This is a genomic window from Serratia sp. JKS000199 (assembly GCF_900215455.1).
GTDB lineage: Bacteria > Pseudomonadota > Gammaproteobacteria > Enterobacterales > Enterobacteriaceae > Serratia > Serratia ureilytica.
Map to the genome: position 1 here is coordinate 831,286 of NZ_LT907843.1, position 25,056 is coordinate 856,341.

General features: G+C 62.3%; 25 protein-coding genes. 11 read left to right on the top strand and 14 right to left on the bottom strand.

The window, feature by feature from the left end:
• Nucleotides 1–87: 87 nt before the first annotated feature.
• On the top strand, nucleotides 88–960 hold the full coding sequence (locus CPH57_RS04105; RefSeq protein ID WP_047572167.1) for a LysR family transcriptional regulator: 873 nt from the start codon (nucleotides 88–90) through the stop codon (nucleotides 958–960).
• 4 nt (nucleotides 961–964) lie between these two features.
• On the opposite strand, the gene CPH57_RS04110 is transcribed toward CPH57_RS04105, so the two are convergent.
• From CPH57_RS04110 to ltnD, 6 genes are all read right to left on the bottom strand, one after another.
• A complete protein-coding gene (locus CPH57_RS04110; RefSeq protein WP_033642395.1) occupies nucleotides 965–1,495 on the bottom strand; it encodes a GNAT family N-acetyltransferase in 531 nt (176 codons plus the stop codon).
• A gap of 63 nt (nucleotides 1,496–1,558) precedes the next feature.
• Nucleotides 1,559–2,929, bottom strand: a complete 1,371-nt coding sequence (locus tag CPH57_RS04115) for a GntP family transporter (RefSeq protein WP_033642396.1) — start codon at nucleotides 2,927–2,929, stop codon at nucleotides 1,559–1,561.
• A 106-nt stretch (nucleotides 2,930–3,035) separates the two neighbouring features.
• Complete coding sequence (gene otnI, locus CPH57_RS04120; protein ID WP_069101075.1) at nucleotides 3,036–3,812, bottom strand: 2-oxo-tetronate isomerase; 777 nt, start codon at nucleotides 3,810–3,812, stop codon at nucleotides 3,036–3,038.
• 3 nt (nucleotides 3,813–3,815) lie between these two features.
• A complete protein-coding gene (locus tag CPH57_RS04125; protein ID WP_089191378.1) occupies nucleotides 3,816–4,448 on the bottom strand; it encodes an aldolase in 633 nt (210 codons plus the stop codon).
• Nucleotides 4,445–5,704: a 3-oxo-tetronate kinase gene (gene otnK, locus CPH57_RS04130; protein ID WP_080273378.1), complete on the bottom strand. Its 1,260-nt coding sequence runs from the start codon at nucleotides 5,702–5,704 to the stop codon at nucleotides 4,445–4,447. Before otnK ends, CPH57_RS04125 begins: the two co-directional genes overlap by 4 nt.
• Nucleotides 5,704–6,618 carry an L-threonate dehydrogenase gene (gene ltnD, locus CPH57_RS04135; RefSeq protein ID WP_033642399.1) on the bottom strand — a complete coding sequence of 305 codons (915 nt, stop codon included), beginning with the start codon at nucleotides 6,616–6,618 and terminating at the stop codon, nucleotides 5,704–5,706. The genes otnK and ltnD overlap by 1 nt, the downstream gene beginning before the upstream one ends.
• A 283-nt stretch (nucleotides 6,619–6,901) precedes the next feature.
• On the opposite strand from ltnD, the gene ygbI reads away from it, so the two are divergent.
• Nucleotides 6,902–7,678, top strand: a complete 777-nt coding sequence (gene ygbI, locus CPH57_RS04140) for a DNA-binding transcriptional repressor YgbI (RefSeq protein ID WP_096242070.1) — start codon at nucleotides 6,902–6,904, stop codon at nucleotides 7,676–7,678.
• A gap of 13 nt (nucleotides 7,679–7,691) precedes the next feature.
• Here the strand turns inward: ygbI and CPH57_RS24545 are convergent, their stop codons facing one another.
• The 4 genes from CPH57_RS24545 to CPH57_RS04160 form a co-directional block, all read right to left on the bottom strand.
• Nucleotides 7,692–7,886 carry a hypothetical protein gene (locus CPH57_RS24545; RefSeq protein WP_154219752.1) on the bottom strand — a complete coding sequence of 65 codons (195 nt, stop codon included), beginning with the start codon at nucleotides 7,884–7,886 and terminating at the stop codon, nucleotides 7,692–7,694.
• 179 nt (nucleotides 7,887–8,065) lie between these two features.
• Complete coding sequence (locus tag CPH57_RS04150) at nucleotides 8,066–8,833, bottom strand: molybdopterin-dependent oxidoreductase (protein WP_033650565.1); 768 nt, start codon at nucleotides 8,831–8,833, stop codon at nucleotides 8,066–8,068.
• A complete protein-coding gene (locus CPH57_RS04155; RefSeq protein ID WP_096242071.1) occupies nucleotides 8,826–9,431 on the bottom strand; it encodes a cytochrome b/b6 domain-containing protein in 606 nt (201 codons plus the stop codon). The genes CPH57_RS04150 and CPH57_RS04155 overlap by 8 nt, the downstream gene beginning before the upstream one ends.
• Nucleotides 9,432–9,444: 13 nt before the next feature.
• The gene (locus CPH57_RS04160; protein WP_046686683.1) at nucleotides 9,445–10,071 is read right to left on the bottom strand and encodes a hypothetical protein; all 627 of its coding nucleotides are present in this window, start codon (nucleotides 10,069–10,071) and stop codon (nucleotides 9,445–9,447) included.
• 140 nt (nucleotides 10,072–10,211) lie between these two features.
• Between CPH57_RS04160 and CPH57_RS04165 the strand changes: the two genes are divergently transcribed.
• Together CPH57_RS04165 and CPH57_RS04170 are read left to right on the top strand one after the other, a co-directional pair.
• Nucleotides 10,212–10,883 carry a heavy metal response regulator transcription factor gene (locus CPH57_RS04165; protein ID WP_047025026.1) on the top strand — a complete coding sequence of 224 codons (672 nt, stop codon included), beginning with the start codon at nucleotides 10,212–10,214 and terminating at the stop codon, nucleotides 10,881–10,883.
• Nucleotides 10,880–12,298, top strand: coding sequence for a heavy metal sensor histidine kinase (locus CPH57_RS04170; protein ID WP_096242072.1), 1,419 nt, complete (start codon nucleotides 10,880–10,882; stop codon nucleotides 12,296–12,298). Before CPH57_RS04165 ends, CPH57_RS04170 begins: the two co-directional genes overlap by 4 nt.
• Before the next feature lie 13 nt (nucleotides 12,299–12,311).
• Here CPH57_RS04170 and CPH57_RS04175 read toward each other — a convergent pair whose 3' ends face one another.
• Complete coding sequence (locus CPH57_RS04175) at nucleotides 12,312–13,778, bottom strand: ATP-binding protein (protein ID WP_033650570.1); 1,467 nt, start codon at nucleotides 13,776–13,778, stop codon at nucleotides 12,312–12,314.
• Nucleotides 13,779–13,781: 3 nt separating this feature from the next.
• Nucleotides 13,782–14,495 (bottom strand): response regulator transcription factor, encoded by a 714-nt coding sequence (locus CPH57_RS04180; RefSeq protein WP_016928494.1) that lies wholly within the window; start codon nucleotides 14,493–14,495, stop codon nucleotides 13,782–13,784.
• A gap of 151 nt (nucleotides 14,496–14,646) precedes the next feature.
• On the opposite strand from CPH57_RS04180, the gene CPH57_RS04185 reads away from it, so the two are divergent.
• The 4 genes from CPH57_RS04185 to CPH57_RS04200 all read left to right on the top strand — a co-directional run bounded on the left by CPH57_RS04185 (nucleotide 14,647) and on the right by CPH57_RS04200 (nucleotide 16,930).
• Nucleotides 14,647–15,258: a cytochrome b/b6 domain-containing protein gene (locus CPH57_RS04185; RefSeq protein ID WP_033650571.1), complete on the top strand. Its 612-nt coding sequence runs from the start codon at nucleotides 14,647–14,649 to the stop codon at nucleotides 15,256–15,258.
• A 10-nt stretch (nucleotides 15,259–15,268) separates the two neighbouring features.
• The gene (locus CPH57_RS04190) at nucleotides 15,269–16,045 is read left to right on the top strand and encodes a molybdopterin-dependent oxidoreductase (protein ID WP_046686687.1); all 777 of its coding nucleotides are present in this window, start codon (nucleotides 15,269–15,271) and stop codon (nucleotides 16,043–16,045) included.
• A 59-nt stretch (nucleotides 16,046–16,104) separates the two neighbouring features.
• Nucleotides 16,105–16,395, top strand: a complete 291-nt coding sequence (locus CPH57_RS04195; RefSeq protein ID WP_015377176.1) for a pentapeptide MXKDX repeat protein — start codon at nucleotides 16,105–16,107, stop codon at nucleotides 16,393–16,395.
• A 64-nt stretch (nucleotides 16,396–16,459) separates the two neighbouring features.
• On the top strand, nucleotides 16,460–16,930 hold the full coding sequence (locus CPH57_RS04200) for a YkgB family protein (protein ID WP_004939115.1): 471 nt from the start codon (nucleotides 16,460–16,462) through the stop codon (nucleotides 16,928–16,930).
• Between the two features lie 44 nt (nucleotides 16,931–16,974).
• On the opposite strand, the gene CPH57_RS04205 is transcribed toward CPH57_RS04200, so the two are convergent.
• Nucleotides 16,975–19,014 carry a choline transporter gene (locus CPH57_RS04205; RefSeq protein WP_004939112.1) on the bottom strand — a complete coding sequence of 680 codons (2,040 nt, stop codon included), beginning with the start codon at nucleotides 19,012–19,014 and terminating at the stop codon, nucleotides 16,975–16,977.
• A 400-nt stretch (nucleotides 19,015–19,414) separates the two neighbouring features.
• Here CPH57_RS04205 and betI point away from each other — a divergent pair, with 400 nt between their 5' ends.
• From betI to betA, 3 genes are all read left to right on the top strand, one after another.
• Complete coding sequence (betI, locus tag CPH57_RS04210; protein ID WP_004939107.1) at nucleotides 19,415–20,017, top strand: transcriptional regulator BetI; 603 nt, start codon at nucleotides 19,415–19,417, stop codon at nucleotides 20,015–20,017.
• Between the two features lie 14 nt (nucleotides 20,018–20,031).
• Nucleotides 20,032–21,504 (top strand): betaine-aldehyde dehydrogenase, encoded by a 1,473-nt coding sequence (gene betB / locus CPH57_RS04215; protein WP_016928486.1) that lies wholly within the window; start codon nucleotides 20,032–20,034, stop codon nucleotides 21,502–21,504.
• 138 nt (nucleotides 21,505–21,642) lie between these two features.
• Nucleotides 21,643–23,310, top strand: coding sequence for a choline dehydrogenase (gene betA, locus CPH57_RS04220; protein ID WP_096242073.1), 1,668 nt, complete (start codon nucleotides 21,643–21,645; stop codon nucleotides 23,308–23,310).
• A gap of 109 nt (nucleotides 23,311–23,419) precedes the next feature.
• Here betA and CPH57_RS04225 read toward each other — a convergent pair whose 3' ends face one another.
• A complete protein-coding gene (locus tag CPH57_RS04225) occupies nucleotides 23,420–25,045 on the bottom strand; it encodes an FMN-binding glutamate synthase family protein (RefSeq protein ID WP_004939096.1) in 1,626 nt (541 codons plus the stop codon).
• Between the last annotated feature and the right edge of the window lie 11 nt (nucleotides 25,046–25,056).

The window sequence follows — 25,056 nt, forward strand, 5'->3', positions numbered from 1 at the left end:
TCTCTCCGGTTGGGGTCTGCATTGATTACAGCAGGCGAATTGATTACTGTATAATCAATTAAATTCCTTATTTGATAACCTAATGGAATGGATATAAAACAACTGCGCGCCCTGGTGGCGCTGGCGGAGCAGGGCAACTATCGGCAGGCGGCGAGCCTGCTGTGCATCAGCCAACCGGCGCTGAGCAAGCAAATTCAGGCGCTGGAAGCCCAGCTTGACGTTCGGCTGTTCGAGCGCGGCCGACAAGGGGCGGTGCTCACTGCCGGCGGGCGGCGGCTTTACCCGGAGGCGCAGGCGCTAGTGGAGCAGTATCAGCAGTTTCAGCGGCGCGCGCGGCGGGTGGCGCTCGGGGAAGCGGGGCGGCTGGCGCTGGGGTTTGGCCTGTCCAGTTTTCATCTGGCGCCGCAGCTGGTGGCCGCCTTTCGCCAACGGTTTCCCGAGGTGGCGATTGGCCTCGAAGATCTGCCGTCGGAGCGGCAGTATCAGCTGTTGCTGCAGGGAGAGTTGCAGGCGGGGTTCGTGCGCTTGCCGGTCAATACGCCGCTGTGCGGCGTCGCGTTGTTGAGTGATCGGTTGGTGCTGGCCGCGCCGGGCGCGCTGGCGCTGCGCGCCGACGAGCTGATGACGCGTTTCAATCAGCTGCCGCTGTTGCAATTGACCCCTAAACGCGGGCGCGGGCTGAGCGATCAGTCGCTGCGGTTTATCGCCGCTCACCGCCTGACGCCGAACGTGGTGCAGCAGGCCGGCGACATCCAGACGCTGTTGGCGTTGGTCGCCGCCGGCGTCGGCGTCGCGCTGCTGCCGCACAGCATCACACATATCGCGCCGGCCGGCATCGACATTTTACCGCTGAGCGGCGAGGAGACGGAGTGGCAGGTCGGTATCGCCTGGGATCCGCAGCGCACCGACGCGCTGCGGGACAACTTCATTCAGACGGCGTTGGCGGTGCAACGCGCTTAGGCATTCAAAGCAGGCAGTGCATCACCACGATCGGGTTTTGATGGTACTCGCTGCGGTGGCTTTCGCTGAAGCCGACCTTTTTCGCCAACGCCAGCGAAGCCTGGTTTTCAGGCGAGATGATGCAGACGGTTTTTTCCCCCGGCAGGTGCGTTTTCCCCCAGGCCAGCGCCGCCCGCAGCGCCTCGGTGGCATAGCCTTTGCCGTGCGCTGAACTCACCAGCGTCCAGCCCATCTCCGGCGCATCGAGCGCCGGGGTGATGTCGCGCAGGAAGTTAGAGAAGCCGATGCTGCCGAGGTACTCGCCGCTCTGCTTGTCACGCACCGCCCAATACCCGTATCCCAACAGCGCCCAGTGGCCAACGTAGCGCATCAGGCGCCCCCAGGAGTCTTCCCGGTCGCGTGGGGTGCCGCCGATATAGCGCACCACCAGCGGGTCGGCCCACAGCGCGGCCAGCGAGTCGAAGTCGTCCAGCGTGTGCGCGTCCAGCCGCAGGCGTTCGGTGATAAGCGTGGGCGCGGTGTTGATTACGGTCATGTTGCTGCTCCTGCACAGGATGAAAGGCGATGAAAAACAACGGCGTTCAGTATGCCAGAGAAATCACGCCGCCAGCCACAACAGCCAGGTGAACAGGAAGCCGCTCAGGCCGAGCAGGGTGGTCAACACCGTCCAGGTCTTCAGGCCATCGGCCACCGACAGCCCCAGATAGCGCGTGACGATCCAAAAACCGGAGTCGTTGACGTGCGAAAGCCCGAGCCCGCCGAAACAGGTCGCCAGGGTTACCAGCACCAGCTGCAGCTGATTCAAGCCGCTGACCGCTTCCGACAACAGGCCGCCGGTGGTCAGGATCGCCACGGTGGCGGAACCCTGCGAGGCGCGCAGCGCCAGCGAAATGATAAACGCGGCGGGCACCAGCGGCAGGCCGATGGCCGTCAGCACTTCCGCCAGCGCCTTGCCGACGCCGGACTCCACCAGCACCTTGCCGAACACGCCGCCCGCGCCGGTTACCAGGATCACCACCGCGGCGGTCGGCAGCGCGGCCCCCATCACGTCGCCGGCGTGTTGCAGGCTCCAGCCGCGGCGCAGCGCCAGGAAATAGAAGGCCAACAGCAGGGCGATCATCAGCGCCACCGCCGGCGAGCCCAGCAGCGACAGCGCGTCGCGCAGCGCCGAGCCGGCCGGCAGCAGGGTGGCGGAGACGGTGCCGAGCATGATGATGGCGATCGGGATGACGATCAGCGCCGCCACCAGGCCGGCGCCGGGCGGGTTGATGCGATCGCTGAGCGGCGCGTGATCTTCCGGACGCGGCTCCGGCGCCGCCAGCTGCAGCTGTTCCAGCACCTCTATCGATAACGGATAGGTTTTGCGGTTGAGGTAGTTGGCGGCGAAATAGCCGATAACGCCGACCGGAATACAGATCGCGAGGCCGATAATGGTTAGCCAGCCGATGTCGGCGTTGAGCAAGCCGGCGGCGGCGACCGGGCCGGGGTGCGGCGGCAGCGCGACGTGTACCGTCAACATCACGCCGGCCATCGGCAGGCCGAACTTGAGCGGCGACACTTTGGCGACCTTGGCGAAGCCATAGATAATCGGCGCCAGAATGATAAAGCCGACGTCGAAGAACACCGGAATGCCGAGAATAAACGCGGCGAGGGTCAGCGCCGCGACGGTATGTTTCGGCCCCAGACCCTGGCTGAAACGCTGCGCCAGCGACTCGGCGCCGCCCGATTGTTCGATCATGCGGCCGAGCATCGCCCCCAGACCAATGATGATGGTCACCGAGCCGAGCACGCCGCCCATTCCGGCGGTCATCACTTTCATCACTTCGCCGGTCGGAATGCCGCTGGCCAGCGCCACCAGCAAACTGACCACCAACAGCGCGACAAAGGGTTGCACCTTCGCCTTAATCACCATCAATAACAGCAGCACCACGCCGAGTACGGCAATCAGCAACAGCAGAGAGGTAGACATGAAAAAAGCCTTTCGTTGGGTAAGCGTTGGGCACCGCGATCGCCGCGTGGCGATACGGGTGCGTTTCATTGTTATAAAATCGATTTCCTGGTGTCGGCGTGCGGCTTTAGCGGTAAGGCTTCAGCCAGCCGAGCCCGGCGGCGGTGTCGCCGCGCGGGCGGTATTCGCAACCGATCCAGCCCTGATAGCCGAGCGCATCCAGCTTGTCGAACAGCCACGGGTAATTCAGTTCGCCCTCGTCCGGCTCATGGCGATCCGGCACCGAGGCTATCTGGATATGCGCGTAGCGCCCGGCCAGCGTCTCCAGCAGCCCGCTGATATTGCCGTCCACCAACTGCGCGTGGAAAAAATCGAACTGGATGAACACGTTCGGTCTTTCGATCGCCGCCACCGCTTCCGCCGCCTGATGCTGACTGGCGAACAGGTAGTCGGGCTTGACCGGCGGGCTGAGCGCCTCGATCAGCACCTTGACGCCGTGCGGCGCAAAAGCGTCGGCGGCATAGCGCGCATTAGCGATAAAGGTGTCGAGATAACGCCGCCGATCCGCGCTCGCGGGCACCACGCCGGCCATCAGGTGCACGCAGGGGCAGGAAAGGGCGATGGCGTAGGCCAGCGCGCGATCGATATCGGCGCGCGCATCCCGTTCGCGGCCCGGCAGCGCCGCCAGCCCCCATTCGCCGGCGGCGGCATCGCCGGGCGCGGTGTTGAACAGCACCTGTTGCAGGCCGTGTTCGCGCAGTTTCTCTGCCAACAGATCGGCGGGATGCTCGTAAGGGAACAGGAATTCCACCGCGCTGAAGCCCTGTGCGGCAGCGGCGGCAAAGCGATCGAGGAACGGCACCTCGGTAAACATCATCGACAAATTGGCGGCAAATTTAGGCATGGTTCAGCTCCGTAATTCGGCAATTTCATCAGCGGTCAAATAGCGGATCGGACGATCGCCGAGGGTGAAGATCAGCCGCGCCGCATCTTCCATCTCTTCGGTATTGTCCGCCGCCGCTCGCAGGTCTTTACCCGTCACCACCGGCCCGTGGTTGGCCAGCAAAAAGGCGCGGTGGGTCGGCGCCAGGCGGGCCAGATCCTGCGCCAGCCTTTCGTCGCCGGGCCGGTAGTAAGGCACCACCGGCACCTTGCCGACGCGCATCACCACATAGGGGGTGAACGGTTTGATGGCGTTGTCGGCGTCCAGCCCCTGCAGGCAAGAGAGCGCCGTGAGGTAGGTGCAATGCAAGTGCACGACCGCTTTGCATTCCGGGTTGTTCAGATAGAGCGCCCGATGAAAGCTGATCTCTTTCGACGGTTTGTCGCCGGAGAGCCAGTCGCCGTTCAGGCTCACTTTAGACAGGCGATCGGCCTGCAACTCACCGAGACAGGAGCCGGTCGGCGTCGCCAGCAGCGCGCCGTCCGGCAGCAACAGCGAGAGGTTGCCGGCGGAGCCGGTGGCGTAGCCGCGTTGGAAAAACGAGGCACCCAGGCGCACCATCTCTTCACGCGCCTGCTGTTCAATCGTCATGCTCATACCGGGAACTCCGTTTGCGCGCGCGCGAAGAAGGCTTCATCGCCAAAATTACCCGATTTCAGCGCCAGGGAAATGGCCCGATCGCTGGCGCGCACCCAGGGAACGCCGGGGGAAATGCTGGGGCCGATATGGAAGCCGCGAATGCCCAGCGCCTGCGTCACCACGCCGGAGGTTTCGCCGCCGGCGACGATAAAGCGGCTGAATCCCAACTGGCGCAGTTGCACCACCAGCTCGGCGAACAAGGCCTCCACCGCCTCGCTGGCGGCGGCGCCATGCCGTTGTTGCGTTTGCTGCAGCGACTCCGGCGATGCAGTGGCGTAGATCAGCGGGGCAAGCGTTTCTCCGGCATGGCGCTGCGCCCAGTGCGCCAACTCGACGGCGTAGGCGGCGCGCGTCTGGGGATCGAAGCAACGGTCGATATCGATGGCCTGCGCCGCCGCGCGTTCGCGATAGTGCGCCACCTGCCGGTTAGTCATGACGGAGCAGGAGCCAGACAGCACCGCCGCCTTTTCCCCCTGCGGCGCGCCGGCCGCCTCTGCCGAACGTTCGCCGTTCTGCGCCCATTGCCGCGCCAAACCGATCGCCAGGCCCGAACCGCCGGTCACCAGCTTCATCGTTTTCAACGCTTCGCCCTGGGTAAGCAGATGCCGTTCGTTGAGCGTGTCCAGCACCGCGTAGCGCACGCCTTCCTGCGCCAATTGCTGCAGCTTCTCGCTGACTGCCTCGGTGCCGCGATCCATTTCCGCCGCCATCACCAGCCCACAGCGTCCGGCGGCCTGGGATTCCATCAGGCGAAGCAGGTTGCTGTCGGTCATCGGCGTGACTGGGTGATGACGCATGCCGGACTCAGACAGCAGCTGTTCCCCGACGAACAGGTAGCCCTGATAGACCGTGCGGCCGTTTACCGGCAGCGCCGGGGAAACAACCGTGAAATTTTCCCCCAGCGCGGCGAGCAGGGCGTCGGTCACCGGGCCGATATTGCCCTGTGCGGTGCTGTCGAAGGTGGAGCAGTATTTGAAGTAGAACTGGCGGCAGCCCTGTTTTTGCAGCCAGGCCAGCGCTTGCAATGCCTGTTCGATCGCCTGCTCTGCCGGGCAGGAGCGCGATTTCAGGCTGATGACGACCGCCTGAGCGTCGACCGGCGTTTCGTCCTGCGGCACGCCGTTCAACTGCACCGTCGGCAGGCCGTTTTGCACCAGAAAGCTGGCGATGTCGGTCGCGCCGGTAAAATCATCCGCGATTACGCCGAGCTGCATCAGAGCGTCTCCTTTTTCTGCGGCAGATCGATGCCGGCAAAGATTTTGATTACCGCGCTGTCATCTTCTTTACCGTAGCCGGCGTTGCTGGCGGCGGTAAACATGGTGAAGGCGGTGGAGGCCAGCGGCAGCGGGAAATGCAGCGCCTTGGCGGTATCCGCCACCAGCCCCAGATCCTTGACGAAGATATCCACCGCCGATTTGGGCGTATAGTCGCCGTCGACCACGTGGCGCATGCGATTTTCGAACATCCAGGAGTTGCCGGCGGCGTGGGTGACGACGTCATACATGACGTCCAGCGGGATGTTGGCGCGAGCGGCCAGCGCCATGGCTTCCGCCCCGGCGGCGATGTGCACCCCGGCCAACAGCTGGTGGATGATTTTTACCGTCGCGCCCAGGCCGATGGTTTCGCCGATGCGGTAAACCTTGCCGGCGATGGCGTCCAGCACGGGTTGCAGGCGCGCGAAGGTGGCGTCGGCGCCAGCGGCCATCACCGTCATTTGGCCTTCTTCCGCCTTGGCCGCCCCGCCGGAAACCGGCGCGTCCAGCATCGCCAGGCCGTAGTCCAGCAGCCGTTGCTCGATCTGTTTGGCGTCATCGGCGGAAATGGTCGAAGACACCATCACCGCCGTGCCCGGCTTGAGCTGCGGCGCCAGGCCTTGCTCGCCGAACAGGATTTGCTTCACCTGCGCGGCGTTTACCACCAGCAGCAACACGGCGTCCAGCTCGGCGGCGAAGTCGCGCGCGCTGGGGGCCGTTTGTTTCGCGCCGGCCTGTTGCAGCGCCGCCAGCGCCTGCGGATTGAGATCGGCGCCGTAGGTGGTCAATCCGGCGCGGAGGCATGAACGCGCGGCGCCCATGCCCATCGCCCCCAGCCCGATGACGCAAACGGCATAATTCCCTGGGTGTGTCATACTGCACTCCTGTTAATTTTAGTGATAATTTGTTTTGTTGTGTTAAATGTAAGCGCTTGTCGGTCGATTATCCGCGATCGTTATCACAATAATTAACAATGCGTGAAACGGATTTTTCGTGCGATTTCTGGCCTAAATCAACATTACTATTATGTTTTTAAATAAGTTTATGTTTGGCTGGCCTAACTGCGCTGGCCGTCACGCTGCGAGAAATAAGGGCTATCGGCGAACGAAAATTGACGTAAAATCACAATTATTATCACCGCAGCAACGAGAGGGAACCGTGATACCTGTAGAACGCCATCAACAAATTCTTGCGCTGGTATCCGAACGCGGCGTCGTCAGTATCGCCGAGCTGACCGAACGGCTGGGGGTGTCGCATATGACGATCCGCCGTGACGTGCAAAAGCTGGAAGAGCAGGGGGCGGTGCAGTCGGTCTCGGGCGGTGTGCAGGCGCCGGAACGGGTGGCGAGCGAACCTTCTCACCAGGCCAAAGAGGGGATGTTCGGCCGGCAGAAAATCGCCATCGGTCGGCTGGCGGCGCGGCAAATTCCCGCCAATAGCTGTATCTATCTGGATGCTGGCACCACCACGCTGGCGCTGGCGAAACAGATCGGAGAACGTGATGATTTGACGGTGGTGACCAACGACTTTGTCATCGCCGGGTTTCTGATAGAGCATAGCCAGTGCCGAATCATCCACACCGGCGGCACCGTGTGCCGGGAAAACCGCTCCTGCGTCGGCGAGGCGGCGGCGCAGGCGCTGCGCGGTCTGTTTATCGATCTGGCGTTCATCTCCGCCTCTTCGTGGAGCATGCGCGGCCTGTCGACGCCGAACGAAGATAAGGTGATGGTGAAGAAGGCCATCGTCGAGGCCAGCCGCCGCCGCATTCTGCTCAGCGATACGTCCAAATACGGCAAAGTCGCCACCTATCTGGCGCTGCCGATCGCCGCCTTTGACGCCATCATTACCGATGAGGGGTTGCCCGCCGCCGCGCGGGAGGCCATTGAGCAAGCGGGGATTGCATTGCTGACGGCGGAAAAAGAAGAAGAAGAATAAGAACGAACCGGAATCAGGATGAAAGTTCGGTATCGATGCTACGTGCGGGCGGTTCACTGGCTTCAACGCCGCCGCGTTCACGCCATTCGCGGCGCCTTTGTTCAGCCCATTCTTCGTGGAAGGCTTGCATCTCTTTTTGGTGACGTTCCTTCATGCTCATAGGGATTGGGTGGGATTCTGCCGTTAACAGGCGGGATTTCGATGACATATAATCCGTCCTCAATAAGCGCTTGGTTGTACAAATAATGTACGCGATGCGCATGTTTTTTCAAGAGCGAGTCATAAATTCTGGCTAATGCCGGCCTGAGCGGTACGCTGAAAACCAATAATCGCGACGGAGAAGATCCTCCAGCAGTCGATGAGGCTTATGCGCAGCGCCGCGCAAAACTAAATGCCGCTGAACCAGTTGTAGCCCTGATCCTCCCAATAGCCGCCCGGATTGACGTCGCTGACGAAGATCGCGGCGATATGTTTGGCGTTTTTGAACCCCAGCTTGGTCGGCACGCGCAGCCGCAGCGGGTAGCCATAGTCCGCCGGCAGCGCCTTGCCGCCGAAATCCAACGCCAGGATGGTCTGCGGGTGCAGCGCGGTGGCCATGTCGAGGCTGGCGTAGTAGCGATCGGCGCATTTGAAGCCGACGTAACCGGCATTCAGATCCGCGCCGACGTGCTGCAGAAAGGTGCGCAGCGGCACGCCGCCCCATTGACCAATGGCGCTCCAGCCCTCAATGCAGATCAGACGCGTGATCTGACTTTGCTGCGGCAGCCGCTGCAGCTGTTCCAGCGTCCAGGGCGCTTTTTTCTCCACTTTCCCCGCGACCTCAAGCCGGTAGCCGGCGAGATCGATCTCGGGGACGTTGTATTCCGGGTAAAATGCGTTAAAGGGGAAAGGGTGAGTGATCTGGTCCGGCCGGTAAGTTTGCGCCAACCGCTGGCCGCTGAACAGCCAGGCCTGCACCCGGTCGTTCCAGCGCGACATAGCCCACAGCACCTTATCCACCCGATCGCCGTCTTGCAGATTACACCCGGTGAGCATGGCGATGCCGCCCAGCGTCAGCCCGGAGCGCAACATCAGCCGGCGTTGCAGATTGACCAGCTGCTTTTTTTGGTCCGGTTCCAGCGTCGGCGCGGTTGCCCGCTGTTTTTTCTCATTCATGTTTGCCACCCGTTATCATCGCCCACAGGGTTTTGGGCACGACAACCACCATAAAGACGTGGATCACCACAAACAGGCCGATGCCGGCCATGGCGAAGAAATGCACGTAGCGCGCGAAGTCGAAGCCGCCAAACAGCGCGACCAATCCCTGCAGCTGAACCGGTTTCCAAATCGCCAGGCCAGACAGCACCAGTAATAGGCCGAGCGCCAGTACGCCGAGGTACATCAGTTTCTGAATGGCGTTGTAGCGGCCATGCCGGTGGCGCAGGCGCAGCGTCATCGCCAGCCAGATATCCTGCCGCAGCGCGTCGGCGCGAAGCGGCAACAGATCGTGGCGAAAATGGCCGCTGAACAGGCTCCACAGCAGATAGCAGACGGCGTTGAGCGCCAATAGCCACATCACCGCCAAATGCCAACCAATCGCGCCGCCCAGCCAACCGCCGAGCGTCATCTGCGGCGGAAAGCGGAAATCGAACAGCGGCGAGGCGTTGTAGATTTCCCAACCGCTCATGAACATGCACACCATGGCGAACAGGTTGATCCAATGAGTGATTCGAACCGGCCAGCGATGCACCGGCGGCGACGCGTTGGTCTTCATGGCATTCCTCCGGTTACATCGGCGGCACGGTGCCGTCTTTGCCGGCGGAAATGCGGGTGGCGATGCGTTCGCCCTTATCGTTGACGGCGGAGAACAGCACAATGTGCACGCCCGGTTTCAGCAGGCTCAGATCGCCCGGATCCAGCGTCACGATCGGCACGTCTTCCGGCACGACGACGGTTTTCTGCTGGTTACCGTAAGTGACGGTCAGGGTGCGGCCGTTGGATTTCACCAGTTTACCGACGGTGCCGTTAGTCATGGTATCCACTTTGCCGTCGGCGGATTCCCAGGCCGAATGCCCTTCGCCGGTGCCGCGCAGGCTGGCGGCGAACACGTGCACTTCCAGTGCCTTGAGCGTGCCGTCCGGCTGCGGCACGGCGGCGGTGCCGATAAAGCTGTCCGGTTTGATATCGTCCAGCGTGGCTTTGGAAACGCTGAGCACTTTAGTTTGATCGTTCAGCTTGACGCTGAGTGTCTCGCCCTTGCGGTCGGTCAGCTGCAGATTGCCGTCGGCAACTTGCGTGATGGTGCCGCGCAGCGGCGCAATCACCTTGCCCGGCGTTTGGGCGGCGGCGGCCAATCCGCTGGAAAGCAGTAACGTGGACAACAGTAAACCGGCTATACGATGACGGGTAATCATAACGTTCTCCTGAAATGAGTTTGCCGGTTAAGCATGGTTGACCTACTGGGTCAGCGCCATGGCCGTTTGATGACATTAATGTCATCAAGTTTGTCCGCCGAAGCTGCTAGTATTTTTGCAGACGTAACGAGGTGGCGAGCATGCGAATACTGGTAGTTGAAGACGATATCGGCACAGGGGATTACCTGAAGAAAGGGCTGGGGGAAGCGGGCTACAGCGTCGATTTGGCGCGCAACGGCACCGACGGGCTGTTTCGCGCGTTGGAGCAGGACTACGATGCGATCGTGCTCGATGTCATGCTGCCGGGGCTGGATGGCTGGCAGATCATCGAGGTATTGCGCAAGAAAAGCGACGTGCCGATCCTGTTTCTCACCGCCCGCGATGGCGTGCAGGATCGCATCCACGGTCTGGAGCTGGGCGCGGACGACTATCTTATCAAACCGTTTTCCTTTACCGAGCTGGTGCTGCGTTTGCGCACCTTGCTGCGCCGCGGGCCGGCGCGCGAAGCTGATCATTACGCCATCGCCGATCTGCAGTTGGACGTATTGCGCCGCCGGGCGGTGCGCCAGGATCAGGTGATCCCGTTGACCAATAAAGAATTCATGCTGCTGCATCTGCTGGTGCGGCGCGAAGGCGAAGTGCTGTCGCGCACGCAGATCGCCTCTCAGGTGTGGGACATGAATTTCGACAGCGACACCAATGTGGTTGACGTGGCCATCAAACGCCTGCGCGCCAAAATCGACCGGCCGTTCGACGTCAAGCTGATCCACAGCGTGCGCGGCATCGGCTATGTTTGCGAGCCGCGCTCGTGAACGCCCGCGCTTCACGTCGGCCGGTGTCGCTGACGCTGCGTACCGCCATGCTGTTCGCGCTGGTGGCCGCCTGCGTGGTGAGCGGGGCGGGCTGGTATCTGTTCGGCGCCATGCGTCAGGAAATGACGCTCCGCAGCGATCTGCAGGTGACCGGGCGCATCGAGTATTTCCGCCATTTACTGGGGCAGCGCTTTCCTTTGGCACGCCTGACCGCCAATAACGGCCTGTTCGAAAATATGCTGGGCAATGAACAGGACGTGCTGATTTTCCAAATCCCGGGGCAAAAACCACTCATCAATGTGAATCCGGCCAGGGTGGCCCTGCCGCCGATGGCGCCGACACCGCCCGAACAGGCGCAGACGCTGGCCGCCGTGCGCGGCGGGGAAACGGCCCAGGGGGTGCCGCTGCGCGCGGCATCGGCGATGGTGCGTCTGGAAGACGGCAGTTTGCTGCAGATCTCCGCCGCGCACGTGATGGTCAACGAGCAGAAGATGCTGGCGCGTTACCTGTGGCGCATTGTCGCGGCGGTCATTGTGGCTTTCCTGCTGATTGCGCTGCTGGGCTATGGGGTCATGCGCCGGGGATTGAAGCCGCTATGGCGCATGGCGGCGCAGGCGTCGCAGATCGCGCCCAATACATTGTCCACTCGCCTCAGCGAACAGGGGGCGCCGAAGGAGTTGCAGCAGCTGACCCGGTCGTTCAATGCGATGCTCGATCGGTTGAATGAAGGTTATCAGCGGCTGACGCAGTTTTCCGCCGATCTGGCCCATGAGATCCGCACGCCGGTGGGCGCGTTGATGGGCCAGTGTCAGGTGGCGCTGTATCAACCCCGCAGCGTGGAGGAGTACGAAACCCTATTGTCGAACAATATGGATGAGCTGGAGCGTATTTCGCGCATGGTGGAAAACATCCTGTTTCTGGCGCGCGCCGGTGAGGCGCAGTCCGCGCTGAACTACAGTCGTCTGGAGGTGGCGACCGAGCTGCGGCGGGTGGCGGATTACTTCGAAGGGCTGGCGGAAGAACGCGGCATCGTGCTGAGCTGTGAAGGGGAAGGAGAGCTGAAGGCGGACGCGATGTTGTTCCAGCGGGCGCTGAGCAACCTGGTGGCCAACGCGGTGCGCTATGCCGATGAAAACAGCCTGATCGTGTTGCGGGCTGAACGGCGTGCCGATGCCTGGTGGGTGCAGGTCATCAATCAGGGGCCGCCGATCGCGCCGGCGCATCTGGAAAAGCTGTTCGATCGTTTCTACCGCGCCGATCCCGCGCGCAGCGCCGGCAGCCACGCCAGCGGCCTCGGGCTGTCCATCGTGCGCGCCATCATGACGCTGCACGGCGGTGAGGTGCGCGCCGAATGTATCGAGCGCGCGCCTGTCGCCAGCCTCATTTTCAGCCTGCGGTTCCCGTTAGCGCAATAACCGATATGCCGGATTAACGCGGCGGAATGGCAAAGCGGAAGCAGGCGCCGCTTTGTGGTTGTTCTATCAGCTGAATGTCGCTGTCGTGCAGTTGCAGAATGCGCCGCACGATCATTAACCCCAGCCCGCCGGCGGGGCGTCGGGCGCCGCTCAGGACAGACGGCCGCACGAACAGATCGGCGCGCAGCGTCTGCGGAATGCCGGGGCCGCTGTCGCTGACCTGCACCATCACCTGGTCTTCCTGCCGCCACAGCCGCACGCCGATGTCGCCGCCGGGCGGCGTATGGCGAATGGCGTTGTCCAACAGGTTGGTCAGCACCCGCTCAATCATGCTGAGATCGGCGAACACCGGCGGCACGCCGGGGGCGATGTCGGCGTGCAGCCGCTGGTTGCGCGCCTCCGCCGCCAGCTCGAACTTCTGGAACACGTCCTGCAACAGCTCGCTGAGGGAGAAGGGCTCTTTCTGCGGCTTCACCACGCCATACTCTAATCGAGCCAGCTCGAACAGCTCCTGCGCCAGCTTGCCCACCTTGCGGCTTTGCGCCAGCGCGATCTCCAGATAGCGCCGCCGATCGGCGTCGCTCAGGGTGGCGGCCTTGACCGACAGCGTTTCCAGATAACCGTGCAGCGAGGTGAGCGGGGTGCGCAGATCGTGCGAGACGTTGGCGATGAATTCGCGCCGCAGCCGATCCTGCTGCGCCAGCGTTTGCCACTGTTCGGCGAGGCGCTGCGCCATGCGGTGGAAGGCCTGTTGCAGCTGGCTGACCTCGTCGCGCCCGGCCGGCACCGCCGGTAGCGCCGCGTAGGCCTGCACGGCCTCAATGCCGCCGCTGTCCAGCGCATTGACCTGACGGGTCAGGCGCCGGATGGGGCGAGTGACCCAGTAGAACGCGAAACCGCCGGCCAGCAGGCTGAACAGCACCATCACCCCGGAGGTCCACAGCGCCATCCTGGCCGCCGAGTTGAACTGGGCGTTGCTGGCCAGCGCCGTGTACTCTTCACCGAGCAAGACCACATACAGATAGCCCTCGACCCTGCCGTCGACCTTCAGCGGCGCAACGCTGAACACCTTGCGCCCGTCCGCGCTGCGCGGATCGTCGCCGTACACCGGCATCTGCGCGCCATCGAGCAGCGCCTGCAGCGGCGCCAGCGCGACCCGCTGCCGCTTCAGATGCCCGGCCGGCGCGGCGTTGCCGATGATTGCGCCCTGTTTGTCGAGCAGATAAACCTCAACGCTGGGGTTCACTGCCATCAGCTGATCGAACAGGGTATGCACCGCCTGTGGATCCGGCCCGTTCACCCCCAGCAGCGGATTGCTGTCGGCGATATGCTGCGCCAGGTTGCCGGACAGGCGCTGGATCACCGCCTGGCTGTACTGGGTATTGCTGCGCACCTGCATCCAGCCGGAAAAGGCGCAGCCGATGACGATCAGCAGCGCGAAGATAATCGTGAGGCGTTGCGCTAACGTAAGGTTTTTCATGGCTCACTCTTGCGGCGCGGCCGCGAATTTATAGCCCATGCCCCACACCGTGAGGATGCGCTCGGGTTCTGCCGGGTTGCGCTCGATCTTGATGCGCAGCCGGTTGATATGGGTGTTGACGGTGTGCTCATACCCCTCGTGCTGATAGCCCCAGACCTGATTCAACAGGCTGAGGCGCGAGAACACCTGGCCCGGGTGGCGGGCGAAAAAATACAGCAGGTCGAATTCGCGCGGCGTCAGCTCGATCGGCTGTTGGTGCAGGCGCACTTCGCGGGCGATGGGATCGATGGTCAGATCGTTGAAGCTGAGCGCGCCGGCGTCCATGCGCAGGTTGCGGCTCATCGCTTCCTGGCGGCGAAACAGCGCCTTGACCCGCGCCACCAGCTCCAGCATGGAAAAGGGTTTGGCCAGATAGTCGTCGGCGCCCAGCTCCAGCCCCAGCACGCGGTGCACCTCGCTGGAGCGCGCGCTGGTGATGATGATCGGCGTGTAGCGCGTCATGGTGCGCGCCCGGCGGCAAATCTCCAATCCGTCTACGCCCGGCAGCATCAGATCGAGGATCAAGGCGTCCCAGCCGCCCTGTTCCAGCATCGCCATGCCCTGATTGCCGTCGGCGGCGTGGCTGATGGCGTAACCCTCGTCACGCAGATGCAGCTGCAGCAGCTCGGCGATGTCGCCGTCGTCCTCGACGATCAAAATTCGTTTTGGCTTGTCCATTCTCATTACCGCTGATTAGCCCGATTCTCTCTGAAGTCTACACAACCGCCACCGGCGGAGTTATCACATTTTATTTAACTTTGCGTGAGGTCTTGGGGAACAAATCCGGGGAATACTCGGTGCATCGCATCGTTAGCTGGCAGGAATCGTTATGAGCCTCACTCTCACCCCGGAACAACGACAGACCGTACATCCGCTGTGGCTGCGGTTAACGCATTGGCTGAATGCGCTGGCGATGCTGATCATGGTGACCAGCGGTTGGCGCATCTACAACGCTTCGCCGCTGTTCAACTTCAGCTTTTTCAACGAGCTGACGCTCGGCGGCTGGCTGGGCGGCGCGCTGCAGTGGCACTTCGCCGGCATGTGGCTGTTTGGCGTCAACGGGCTGTGTTACCTGCTGCTGAACCTCGCCAGCGGGCGCTTCAAACGCAAATATTGGCCGCTCAGCCCGAAGCAGTTTCTCGCCGATGTCGGCGCGGCGCTGCGCGGCAGGCTGCAGCACGCCGACCTGCGCCACTACAACATGGTGCAGCGCGTGGCCTATCTGTCGGTGATGCTCCTCGGCGTGCTGAGCGCGCTGTCCGGGCTAGTGCTGTGGAAATCGGTGCAGTTTCCGCTGCTGCGCACGCTGCTCGGCGGCTATGAGGCGGCGCGCTATATCCACTTTTTCGCCATGTCGGCGCTGGTGGCCTTCGTCGCGATCCATTTGGTGATGGTGGCGCTGGTGCCCCGCACGCTGCTGGCCATGCTGCGCGGACGTTAAGGAGTTCACGATGAAAAAGGATAAACAGATCATGACGATCGTTGAAGGGCAGGCGATCGTCAAAGAAGCGCAGCGCTTGTTGACCGCGTCGTCCCGCCGCCGCTTTCTGCGCAACGGCCTGACGCTGGGCGGTATCGCTATGCTTACCGGCTGCGATCTCAGCGGCAACGCCAACGTCGAGCAGGCGCTGAGCCGTATTTCGCGCCTCAACGATCGGGTGCAGGGCTGGCTGTTCAACGGCGATCGCCTGGCGCCGGTCTACCCGGAGTCGATGATCACCCGGCCATTCCCGTTCAACGCCTTTTACGCCGAGGAGGACGCGCCCGACATCAACGGCGACGACTATCGGCTGGAAGTGGCGGGGTTGGTGCAGGACAAGCGCGCCTGGAGCCTGCCGCAGCTGCATCGGATGGCGCAGGTTAGCCAGGTGACGCGTCATATTTGCGTCGAGGGTTGGAGCGCCATCGGCAAGTGGGGCGGCGTGCCGTTCGCCAACTTTCTTAAGGTAATCGGCGCGGATCTGAGCGCCCGCTACGTCAGCTTTAAATGCGCCGACGACTATTACACCAGTATCGACATGGCCACCGCGCTGCATCCGCAGACGATTATCGCGCTGACCTACGATGGCCAGACCTTGCCGCGCAAGTACGGCTATCCGATGAAGCTGCGCATGCCGACCAAGCTGGGCTACAAGAATCCGAAGCACATTCAGGTGATCGAGGTCACCAACCGCTTCCCGGGCGGTTACTGGGAAGACCAGGGTTACAACTGGTTTGGCGGCAGCTGAGGCGGCCGCCGGCCATTCTCCGGCACTCCGGTGCCTTTGACATGACGGAAGGAAATACCATGAAAAAGTTATTCGCAATGATGATGTGCAGCGCGCTGATGCTGGGCGTGGCCGGCGCCAACGCCGCGGACGGCATGAGTAAAGACGCGATGAAAAAGGACGGCATGAGCCAGATGTCGCACGACGGCATGGCGAAAGATGGGATGAAGAAAGAGTGCATGGGCAAGGACTGCATGAAGAAAGACAAAATGGGCAAAGACGCCATGAAAAAGGATGGCATGGCGAAAGACAGTATGGCCAAAGACGGCATGAAGAAAGACGAGATGAAAAAGGATGCGATGGGGCACTAAGCCGCCTCACCCCGCGGCCGCAAGCGGCAAACCGTGGCGGCTGCGGGCAACATAAGGAGAGAGGATGATGTTGGCGACATGGCTGCGGCGCTTTCGGCGCTCGAACGGGGACGTTATCTTTATGCGCGCGGCGCTGGTGGTGATCTTCGCCGCCTTCGGCTACGCCAAATGGTTTGATTATGAGGCGCAGGGGCTGGTGCCGCTGATCGGCAACAGCCCGCTGCTGAGCTGGATGCATCAGGCGTTCGGCATTCGCGGCGCCAGTTATGCATTGGGCGTCGCCGAATGGAGCTTCGGTTTACTGCTGCTGGCGGGATTCTGGTCGCGGCGTCTGGGTTTGCTGGGGGCGATCGGATCGACGGTGACCTACCTGACCACGCTGACGCTGATCTTTTCCACGCCGGGCGCCTGGGAGCCCTCCGCCGGCGGTTTTCCCGCCATGGCCGGGGCCACCAGCTTTTTAATCAAGGATCTGGTGTTGCTGGCCGGCTCCCTGGTGCTGCTGAAGGCCGATTTGCCGGCCGAGCAGGCATAAAAAAGGGCGTAGCCTGGCTACGCCCTCTGGATATTTCTCGGCCGTCACATATCCGGGAAGGTCAGGGTGCCCCCCGGCGCTTCGCGATGAATGTGCAGGAAGTTCAGGTGCTTCTCGTACTGGTCGAGAATATCGCCAATCACCTGTTCCTTGCTGTAGTCCATCAGGTCGTTGCCCTGGGTGCCTTCCATCAGGAAGGTTTCCAGCCGGTAGTAGTGCGACTTGCCGGAGCGGGCACGGTAGGTGAAGCCCGGCACCGAGTAGCGCATCGGCCAGATCTGATAGATAAAGTTCTGTTCCTCGCCCAGGTGCACCAGCAGCTCCAGGTGGTTCAGGCGTTCGTCTTCGGTCGGCGGCACTTCGCTGAACTCCACTTTCGCGCCGCGCAACTCCAGCTCGCGCGCCACGTCCTGCATCGCCGGACGGCAAACCTTATCCAACATTTTCTGCGTGTACTGCGTGCCCGGGTAGTTCATCACCCGCGACAGACGCTGTTTCCAGTTGAGCACGTCGTGGCTGGAGACCGGCACCGGCGCCAGGGTGCTGAGCGCGCTGGCCTTGCGGTAGTCCTCCACCCGCAGCGATTTGTACAGCCCGGCCATCACGAAGAAGATCACGAAGCTGAACGGCAGGCCCATGATCACCGTGGTTTTCTGCAGCGCCGGCACGCCGTCGGTCATCAGCATGCCGATGGTCAGCAGGCCGATGGCCACCGACCAGAAAATCCGTAGCCAGTTCGGCGCATCATTATTGATGTCGGCCAGGCGCGAGGTGAAGTTACCCAGCACCAGCGAGCCGGAGTCCGCCGAGGTGACGTAGAACAACAAGCCGGTGATGGTGGCCACCGAGGCGCTGAAGGTGAAGCCGGGGTATTGCGCCAGTAGGCTGTAGAAGCCGCGCTCCGGGAACTGCATCACTTCCTGAGCAAACTCGGCGTTGCCGTGGATGATCTGGTACAGCGCGCTGTTGCCGAAGATAGACAGCCACAGCAGGGTAAACACGAACGGTATGATCAGCGTGCCGACCACGAACTGGCGAATGGTGCGCCCGCGCGAGATGCGCGCCAGGAACAGGCCGACGAACGGCGACCACGCCACCCACCAGGCCCAGAAGAACAGCGTCCAGTTGTTCATCCACTCCACCGGCCGATCGAAGGCGAAGCTGTTGAGCGTCATGCCCATAAAGCGGTTGACGTAATCGCCGACGTTAAGCACCAGCGCGTTGAGCAGGAACTCGGTGTCGCCGAAGAACAGCACGAACAGGATCAGGCCCAGTGCCAGCAGCACGTTCAGCTCGGACAGGATGCGGATGCCCTTGTTGACGCCGGAAGTCACCGAGATGGTGGCCATGATCACCGACAGCAGGATCAGCGAGCCCTGCACCGTCAGGTTTTCCGGGATCTCGAACAGCACCTTGAGGCCGTAGTTGAGCTGCACCACGCCAATGCCCAGCGTGGTGGCGATGCCGAAGATGGTGCCGAGCACCGCGGCGATGTCCACGCTGTGGCCGATCGGGCCGTTGATGCGTTTACCGAAGATCGGGTACAGCGCCGAGCGGATGGTCAGCGGCAGATTGTAGCGATAGCTGAAGTAGCCGAGGGCGATGCCCATCAGCGCATACATCGACCAGCCGGTCAGGCCGTAGTGGAACAGCGTCCAGACCATCGCCTGGCGGGCGGCCTCCAGCGTTTGCGCGTCGCCTTCCGGCGGCATCATGTACTGGGTCACCGGCTCGGCGACCGAGAAGAACATCAAATCGATGCCGATGCCGGCGGCGAACAGCATCGCCGCCCAACTCATCAGGCTGAACTCCGGTTTGGACTGTTCCGGCCCGAGCTTGATGGAACCGAAGCGCGAGGCGGCGATAAACACCACGAACACGATGTACAGCGTCGCCGCCAGCAGGTAGTACCAACCGAAGGTGGTCGACACCCAATTCAGCGTGCGGGTGATCCACTGCCCGGAGAAGTCGGTGAAAAAGATGGTCATCAGCGAGAAGGCCAGGATCAGCCCCGCCGAGGTGAAGAAAACCACAGGGTTGAGGCGGTCCTGCTGCGGTTTGGAGGAGGTTTCGCGTGTTGTCATCGTCATCCTCTGAACTGAGTAAAATCGTGCCGCTCCGCATTCTGGGGCGCGTTGGCGCATCCGGAAAGCGGGCGAATGAAGGCGGCGGCCATCCCCATGGGAATGGCCTGAACGATGCCGCTTTCGCCTGCTTATGAAGCACCGGAGCGCTTCGCGGCGGGAACCGCTTACAGCCACTGATTTTGGTCAGATTCGTTAATTACCTCACAAAAATCAGCCAGTTCCACAACCAGAAAATACATTTTTTTAACCAGGCGGCAATAAAATATATGCAATTTTTATTGAACGTTCAATCAAAAAAAAGTTTAATAGTCCTCATGATGACCTGAATCACGGGCGAAACGGCAGTGAAATTTGCCCGCTGAGATAAGGCCGAAGTCGGTTTTGTGAGAGTCGAAATATGCCAAAGGTAGGAATGCAGCCAATCAGAAGGCAGCAGTTGATTGATGCCACGCTCGCCGCGGTAAACGAAGTGGGAATGCATGACGCCACCATCGCGCAGATCGCGCGGCGGGCCGGCGTTTCCAACGGCATCATCAGCCATTATTTCAAGGACAAGAACGGCCTGCTGGAAGCCACGATGCGCTATCTGATCAGCCATCTGGGCGAGGCGGTGAAGTTGCGCTTGCAGGCGCTCACCGATAACAGCCCGGCGGCGCGGCTGCAGGCGATCGTCGCCGGCAACTTCGACGACAGCCAGATCAACAGCGCGGCGATGAAGACCTGGCTGGCCTTTTGGGCCAGCAGCCTGCACCAGCCGCAGCTCAACCGGCTGCAACAGGTGAACGGCCGCCGGCTTTATTCCAACCTGTGCGCCGAGTTTCGCCGCGTCATGCCGCAGCCGCAGGCGCGGTTGGCGGCCAAGGGGCTGGCGGCGCTGATCGATGGGCTGTGGCTGCGCAGCGCGCTGCGCGGTTCGGCGTTCAATCAGGCGCAGGCGCTGGCGCTCACGACCGAATACATCACGTTCCAACTCCGGGGGCAAACGCCGCCCGGAGGCTAACTCAAGGAGATCCTATGTCCCGTTTTGGCTTGCAGAAGCTCTATATTCATGGCGCCTATGTAGACAGCACCGCTGGAAAAACCTTCAACGCCATTAACCCGGCGAACGGCGAAGTGCTGGCTGAAGTCCAGTCCGCCGGCGCTGAAGACGTCGATCGTGCGGTGGCCAGCGCGGCCAGCGGGCAGAAGGTGTGGGCGGCGATGACGGCGATGGCGCGTTCGCGCATCCTGCGTCGCGCGGTGGATATTCTGCGCGAGCGCAACGATGAGCTGGCGGCGCTGGAAACGCTGGATACCGGTAAAGCGATGTCGGAAACCACCGCGGTGGACATCGTCACCGGCGCCGACGTGCTGGAGTACTACGCCGGCCTGATCCCGGCCATTGAAGGCGAGCAGATCCCGCTGCGCGATACCTCGTTCGTCTACACCCGCCGCGAGCCGCTGGGCGTGGTGGCCGGCATCGGCGCCTGGAACTACCCGATTCAAATCGCGCTGTGGAAGTCCGCGCCGGCGCTGGCGGCGGGCAACGCGATGATCTTCAAGCCGAGTGAAGTCACGTCATTGACGGCGTTGAAGCTGGCGGAAATCTACACCGAAGCCGGCCTGCCGGACGGCGTGTTCAACGTGGTGACCGGCAGCGGGGCGGAAGTGGGGCAGTATCTGACCGACCATCCGGGCATCGCCAAAGTCTCTTTCACCGGCGGGGTGAAAACCGGCAAGAAGGTGATGGCCAACGCATCGGGATCGACGCTGAAAGAAGTCACCATGGAACTGGGCGGCAAATCGCCGCTGATTATCTTCGACGACGCCGATCTGGATCGCGCCGCCGATATCGCCATGATGGCCAACTTCTACAGCTCCGGCCAGGTGTGCACCAACGGCACCCGCGTCTTCGTGCCGGCGGCGCTGCAGGCGCAGTTTGAGGCGAAGATCCTCGAACGCGTGAAGCGCATTCGCCTCGGCGATCCGACCGATCCGCAGACCAACTTCGGGCCGCTGGTCAGCTTCGCGCACATGGAGTCGGTGCTGCGCTTTATCGAGAGCGGCAAGAACAGCGGCGCGCGTCTGCTGTGCGGCGGCGAACGCGTCACCCACGGCGAATTCGGCAAGGGCGCTTATGTGGCGCCGACGGTGTTCAGCGACTGCCGCGACGATATGGAAATCGTGCGCGAGGAGATCTTCGGGCCGGTGATGAGCATCCTCAGCTACCAGAGCGAAGAGGAAGTGGTGCGCCGCGCCAACGACACCACCTTCGGCCTGGCCGCGGGTGTGGTGACCCACGATCTGGCCCGCGCGCACCGCGTGATCCACCAGTTGGAAGCCGGCATTTGCTGGATCAACACCTGGGGCGAGTCGGCGGCGGAAATGCCGGTCGGCGGCTACAAGCAGTCCGGCGTCGGCCGTGAAAACGGCCTGACCACGCTGGAGCACTACACCCAGATCAAATCGGTGCAGGTCGAGCTGGGCGAATACGCCTCGGTATTCTGATCTTCCTCGTCGTCTTTCGAGCCGCAGCCGCGTTGGCTGCGGCCGACAATCTCTAGAGCGCCCAAATACACAGCCTGTTGCCGAGCCGCGCTTCGCGTCTTTGCCTGACCAGGCCTCTATAAAGTAAGGAGATAATGAATGGAATTTGACTACATCATTATCGGTGCCGGTTCAGCCGGCAACGTGTTAGCCACCCGATTGACCGAGGACGCCGACGTCAGCGTCCTGCTGCTGGAAGCCGGCGGCCCGGATTACCGGATGGATTTCCGTACCCAGATGCCGGCCGCGCTGGCGTTTCCGCTGCAGGGCCGCCGCTATAACTGGGCGTATGAAACCGATCCTGAGCCGCACATGAACAACCGCCGGATGGAATGCGGCCGCGGCAAAGGGCTGGGCGGTTCATCCCTGATCAACGGCATGTGTTACATTCGCGGCAACGCGATGGACTTCGACAACTGGGCCAAGGCGCCGGGTCTGGAAGACTGGACCTATCTGGACTGCCTGCCGTATTTCCGCAAGGCGGAAACGCGCGATATCGGCCCGAACGATTACCACGGCGGCGATGGCCCGGTGAGCGTCACCACGCCGAAGGCCGGTAACAACGAACTGTTCCACGCCATGGTGGAAGCCGGCGTGCAGGCGGGCTATCCGCGCACCGACGATCTGAACGGCTATCAGCAGGAAGGGTTCGGCCCGATGGACCGCACCGTGACGCCGAAAGGGCGCCGCGCCAGCACCGCCCGCGGTTATCTGGATCAGGCCCGTTCACGGCCGAACCTGAAGATCGTCACCCATGCGCTGACCGACCACATCGTGTTCGATGGCAAGCGCGCAGTGGGCGTTAACTATCTGCAGGGCGACAGCAATCAGCTGACCCATGCCAAAGCGCGCCGCGAAGTGCTGCTGTGCGCCGGCGCCATCGCCTCGCCGCAAATTCTGCAGCGTTCGGGCGTCGGCCCGGCGGCGCTGCTGAAAAGTCTGGACATCAACGTGGTGCACGATCTGCCGGGCGTCGGAGAGAACCTGCAGGACCACCTGGAGATGTATCTGCAGTACGCCTGTAAGAAACCGGTGTCGCTGTACCCGGCGTTGCAATGGTTCAATCAGCCGAAAATCGGCGCGGAATGGCTGTTCAACGGCACCGGCGTCGGCGCCAGCAACCAGTTCGAGGCCGGCGGTTTCATCCGCAGCCGTGCAGAGTTTGCCTGGCCGAACATTCAGTATCACTTCCTGCCGGTGGCGATTAACTATAACGGCAGCAACGCGGTGAAAGAGCATGGCTTCCAGGCCCACGTCGGTTCGATGCGTTCGCCGAGCCGCGGCCGGGTGCAGGTGAAGTCGAAGGATCCGCGCCAGCACCCGAGCATTCTGTTCAACTACATGTCGACCGAACAGGATTGGCAGGAGTTCCGCGATGCTATCCGCATCACGCGCGAAATCATGGCGCAGCCTGCCCTGGACGAATACCGTGGCCGCGAGATCAGCCCAGGGCCGGAGGTGCAGACCGACGAGCAGCTGGACGCCTTCGTGCGCGAGCACGCCGAAACCGCCTTCCACCCGTCCTGCTCGTGCAAGATGGGCGAAGACGAGATGGCGGTGGTCGACGGCCAGGGCCGGGTGCACGGCATGGAAGGATTGCGGGTGGTGGATGCGTCGATTATGCCGCTGATCATTACCGGCAACCTGAACGCCACCACCATCATGATCGCCGAAAAGATCGCCGACCGCATTCGCCAGCGCACGCCGTTGCCGCGCAGCACCGCCGACTACTACGTCGCCGGCGATGCGCCGGTGCGCAAGCAGTAACCGACACGCCCTCTCGCCGTTGAGGGGGAGGGCCGCCGTAGCAAGCAACCCCTCTCCATATGCTCTTCCCCAAGGCGAGGGGGCAACTCTCTTTTTATTCCTTATCCCATCATGCCGCCGGCAGCGAGATTGCCTGATCGAAACTGTTGGGCGTCGCCATGCGCCACATGCGGGCGTAGAACTCGCTTTTGATCTCCGGCTGCAGCAGCGCGCCCGGCTCCAGGTAGTAATAGATATCGGCGTACACCTTGATCTCGGTCGGCGTGATGCGGCGCAGCATATGGTGTGAGGTCAGCTGCTCCGGGCGGCTGACGCCGGCCGCCGCCAGCATGTCCGCCAGCGCTTTCACCGTATTTTGATGGAAGTGATAGACGCGCTCCGCCTTGTTCGGCACCACCAACGCCTTCTGACGCAGCGGATCTTGCGTCGCGACGCCGGTCGGGCAGTGGTTGGTGTGGCAGCTTTGCGACTGGATGCAGCCGACGGCGAACATAAAGCCGCGCGCCGAATTCACCCAGTCGGCGCCGAGCACCAGCACGCTGGCGATGTCAAAGGCGCTGATGATCTTGCCGCTGGCGCCAATCTTGATTTGGTCGCGCAGGCCGCAGCCCACCAGCGTGTTATGCACGAACAGCAGCCCTTCGCGCAGCGGCATGCCCATATAGTTGGAGAGTTCGAGCGGGGCGGCGCCGGTGCCGCCTTCCTTGCCGTCCACCACGATGAAGTCCGGCAGAATGCGGGTGTGCAGCATCGCCTTGACGATGGCGACGAACTCCCACGGGTGGCCGATGCACAGCTTGAAACCGACCGGTTTGCCGCCTGACAGCTCGCGCAGCTGCTGGATGAACTGCATCATTTCCAGTGGGGTGGTGAAGGCGCTGTGCGAGGCCGGCGAGATGCAATCGACGCCTTCCGGCACGCCGCGGGTGGCGGCGATTTCCGCATCCACTTTTTTCGCCGGCAGAATGCCGCCGTGGCCCGGTTTGGCGCCCTGGCTGAGCTTGATTTCAATCATTTTCACCTGCGGGCTTTGCGCCTGTTCGGCAAAGCGGCGCGGATCGAAATGGCCGTCGGCGGTGCGGCAGCCGAAATAGCCGCTGCCCAGCTCCCACACCAGATCGCCGTTGTTTTCGCGGTGATAGCGGCTGATGCTGCCCTCACCGGTGTCGTGGTAGAAATTGCCTTTGGCTGCGCCGAGGTTGAGTGCGCGAATGGCGTTGGCGGAGAGCGCGCCGAAGCTCATCGCTGAAATGTTGAAGATTGACGCGGAGTAGGGCTGGCGGCAGTCGGCGCCGCCGATGGTGATGCGAAAACTGGTGGGATCGGCGGCTTCCACCGGCCGCATGGAGTGGCCGATGCATTCATAACCGGTTTGGTACACGTCCAGCAGGGTGCCGAACGGCTTGTCGCCCATCTCGTTTTTCGCCCGGCGATACACCAGCGTGCGCTGGGTGCGGGAGAACGGGATCTCTTCATTATCCTGCTCGAGGAAATACTGGCGCAGTTCCGGGCGGATGAACTCGAAGAAGAAGCGCAGGCGGCCGATGATCGGGTAGTTGCGGCAAATGGCGTGGCGCTGCTGCGTGAGATCGTAGATACCCAGCACCATCAGGCAACCGCAGGCCAGGGCCGGCAGCCAGAACCACGGATGGTTGTGCATCATGATCAAGAAAACCAGGGTGAGCAAGATGCTCAGCACAAAGCAGGTATAGCGGCTGAATAAGGACGACTTCATAACATCTCCTG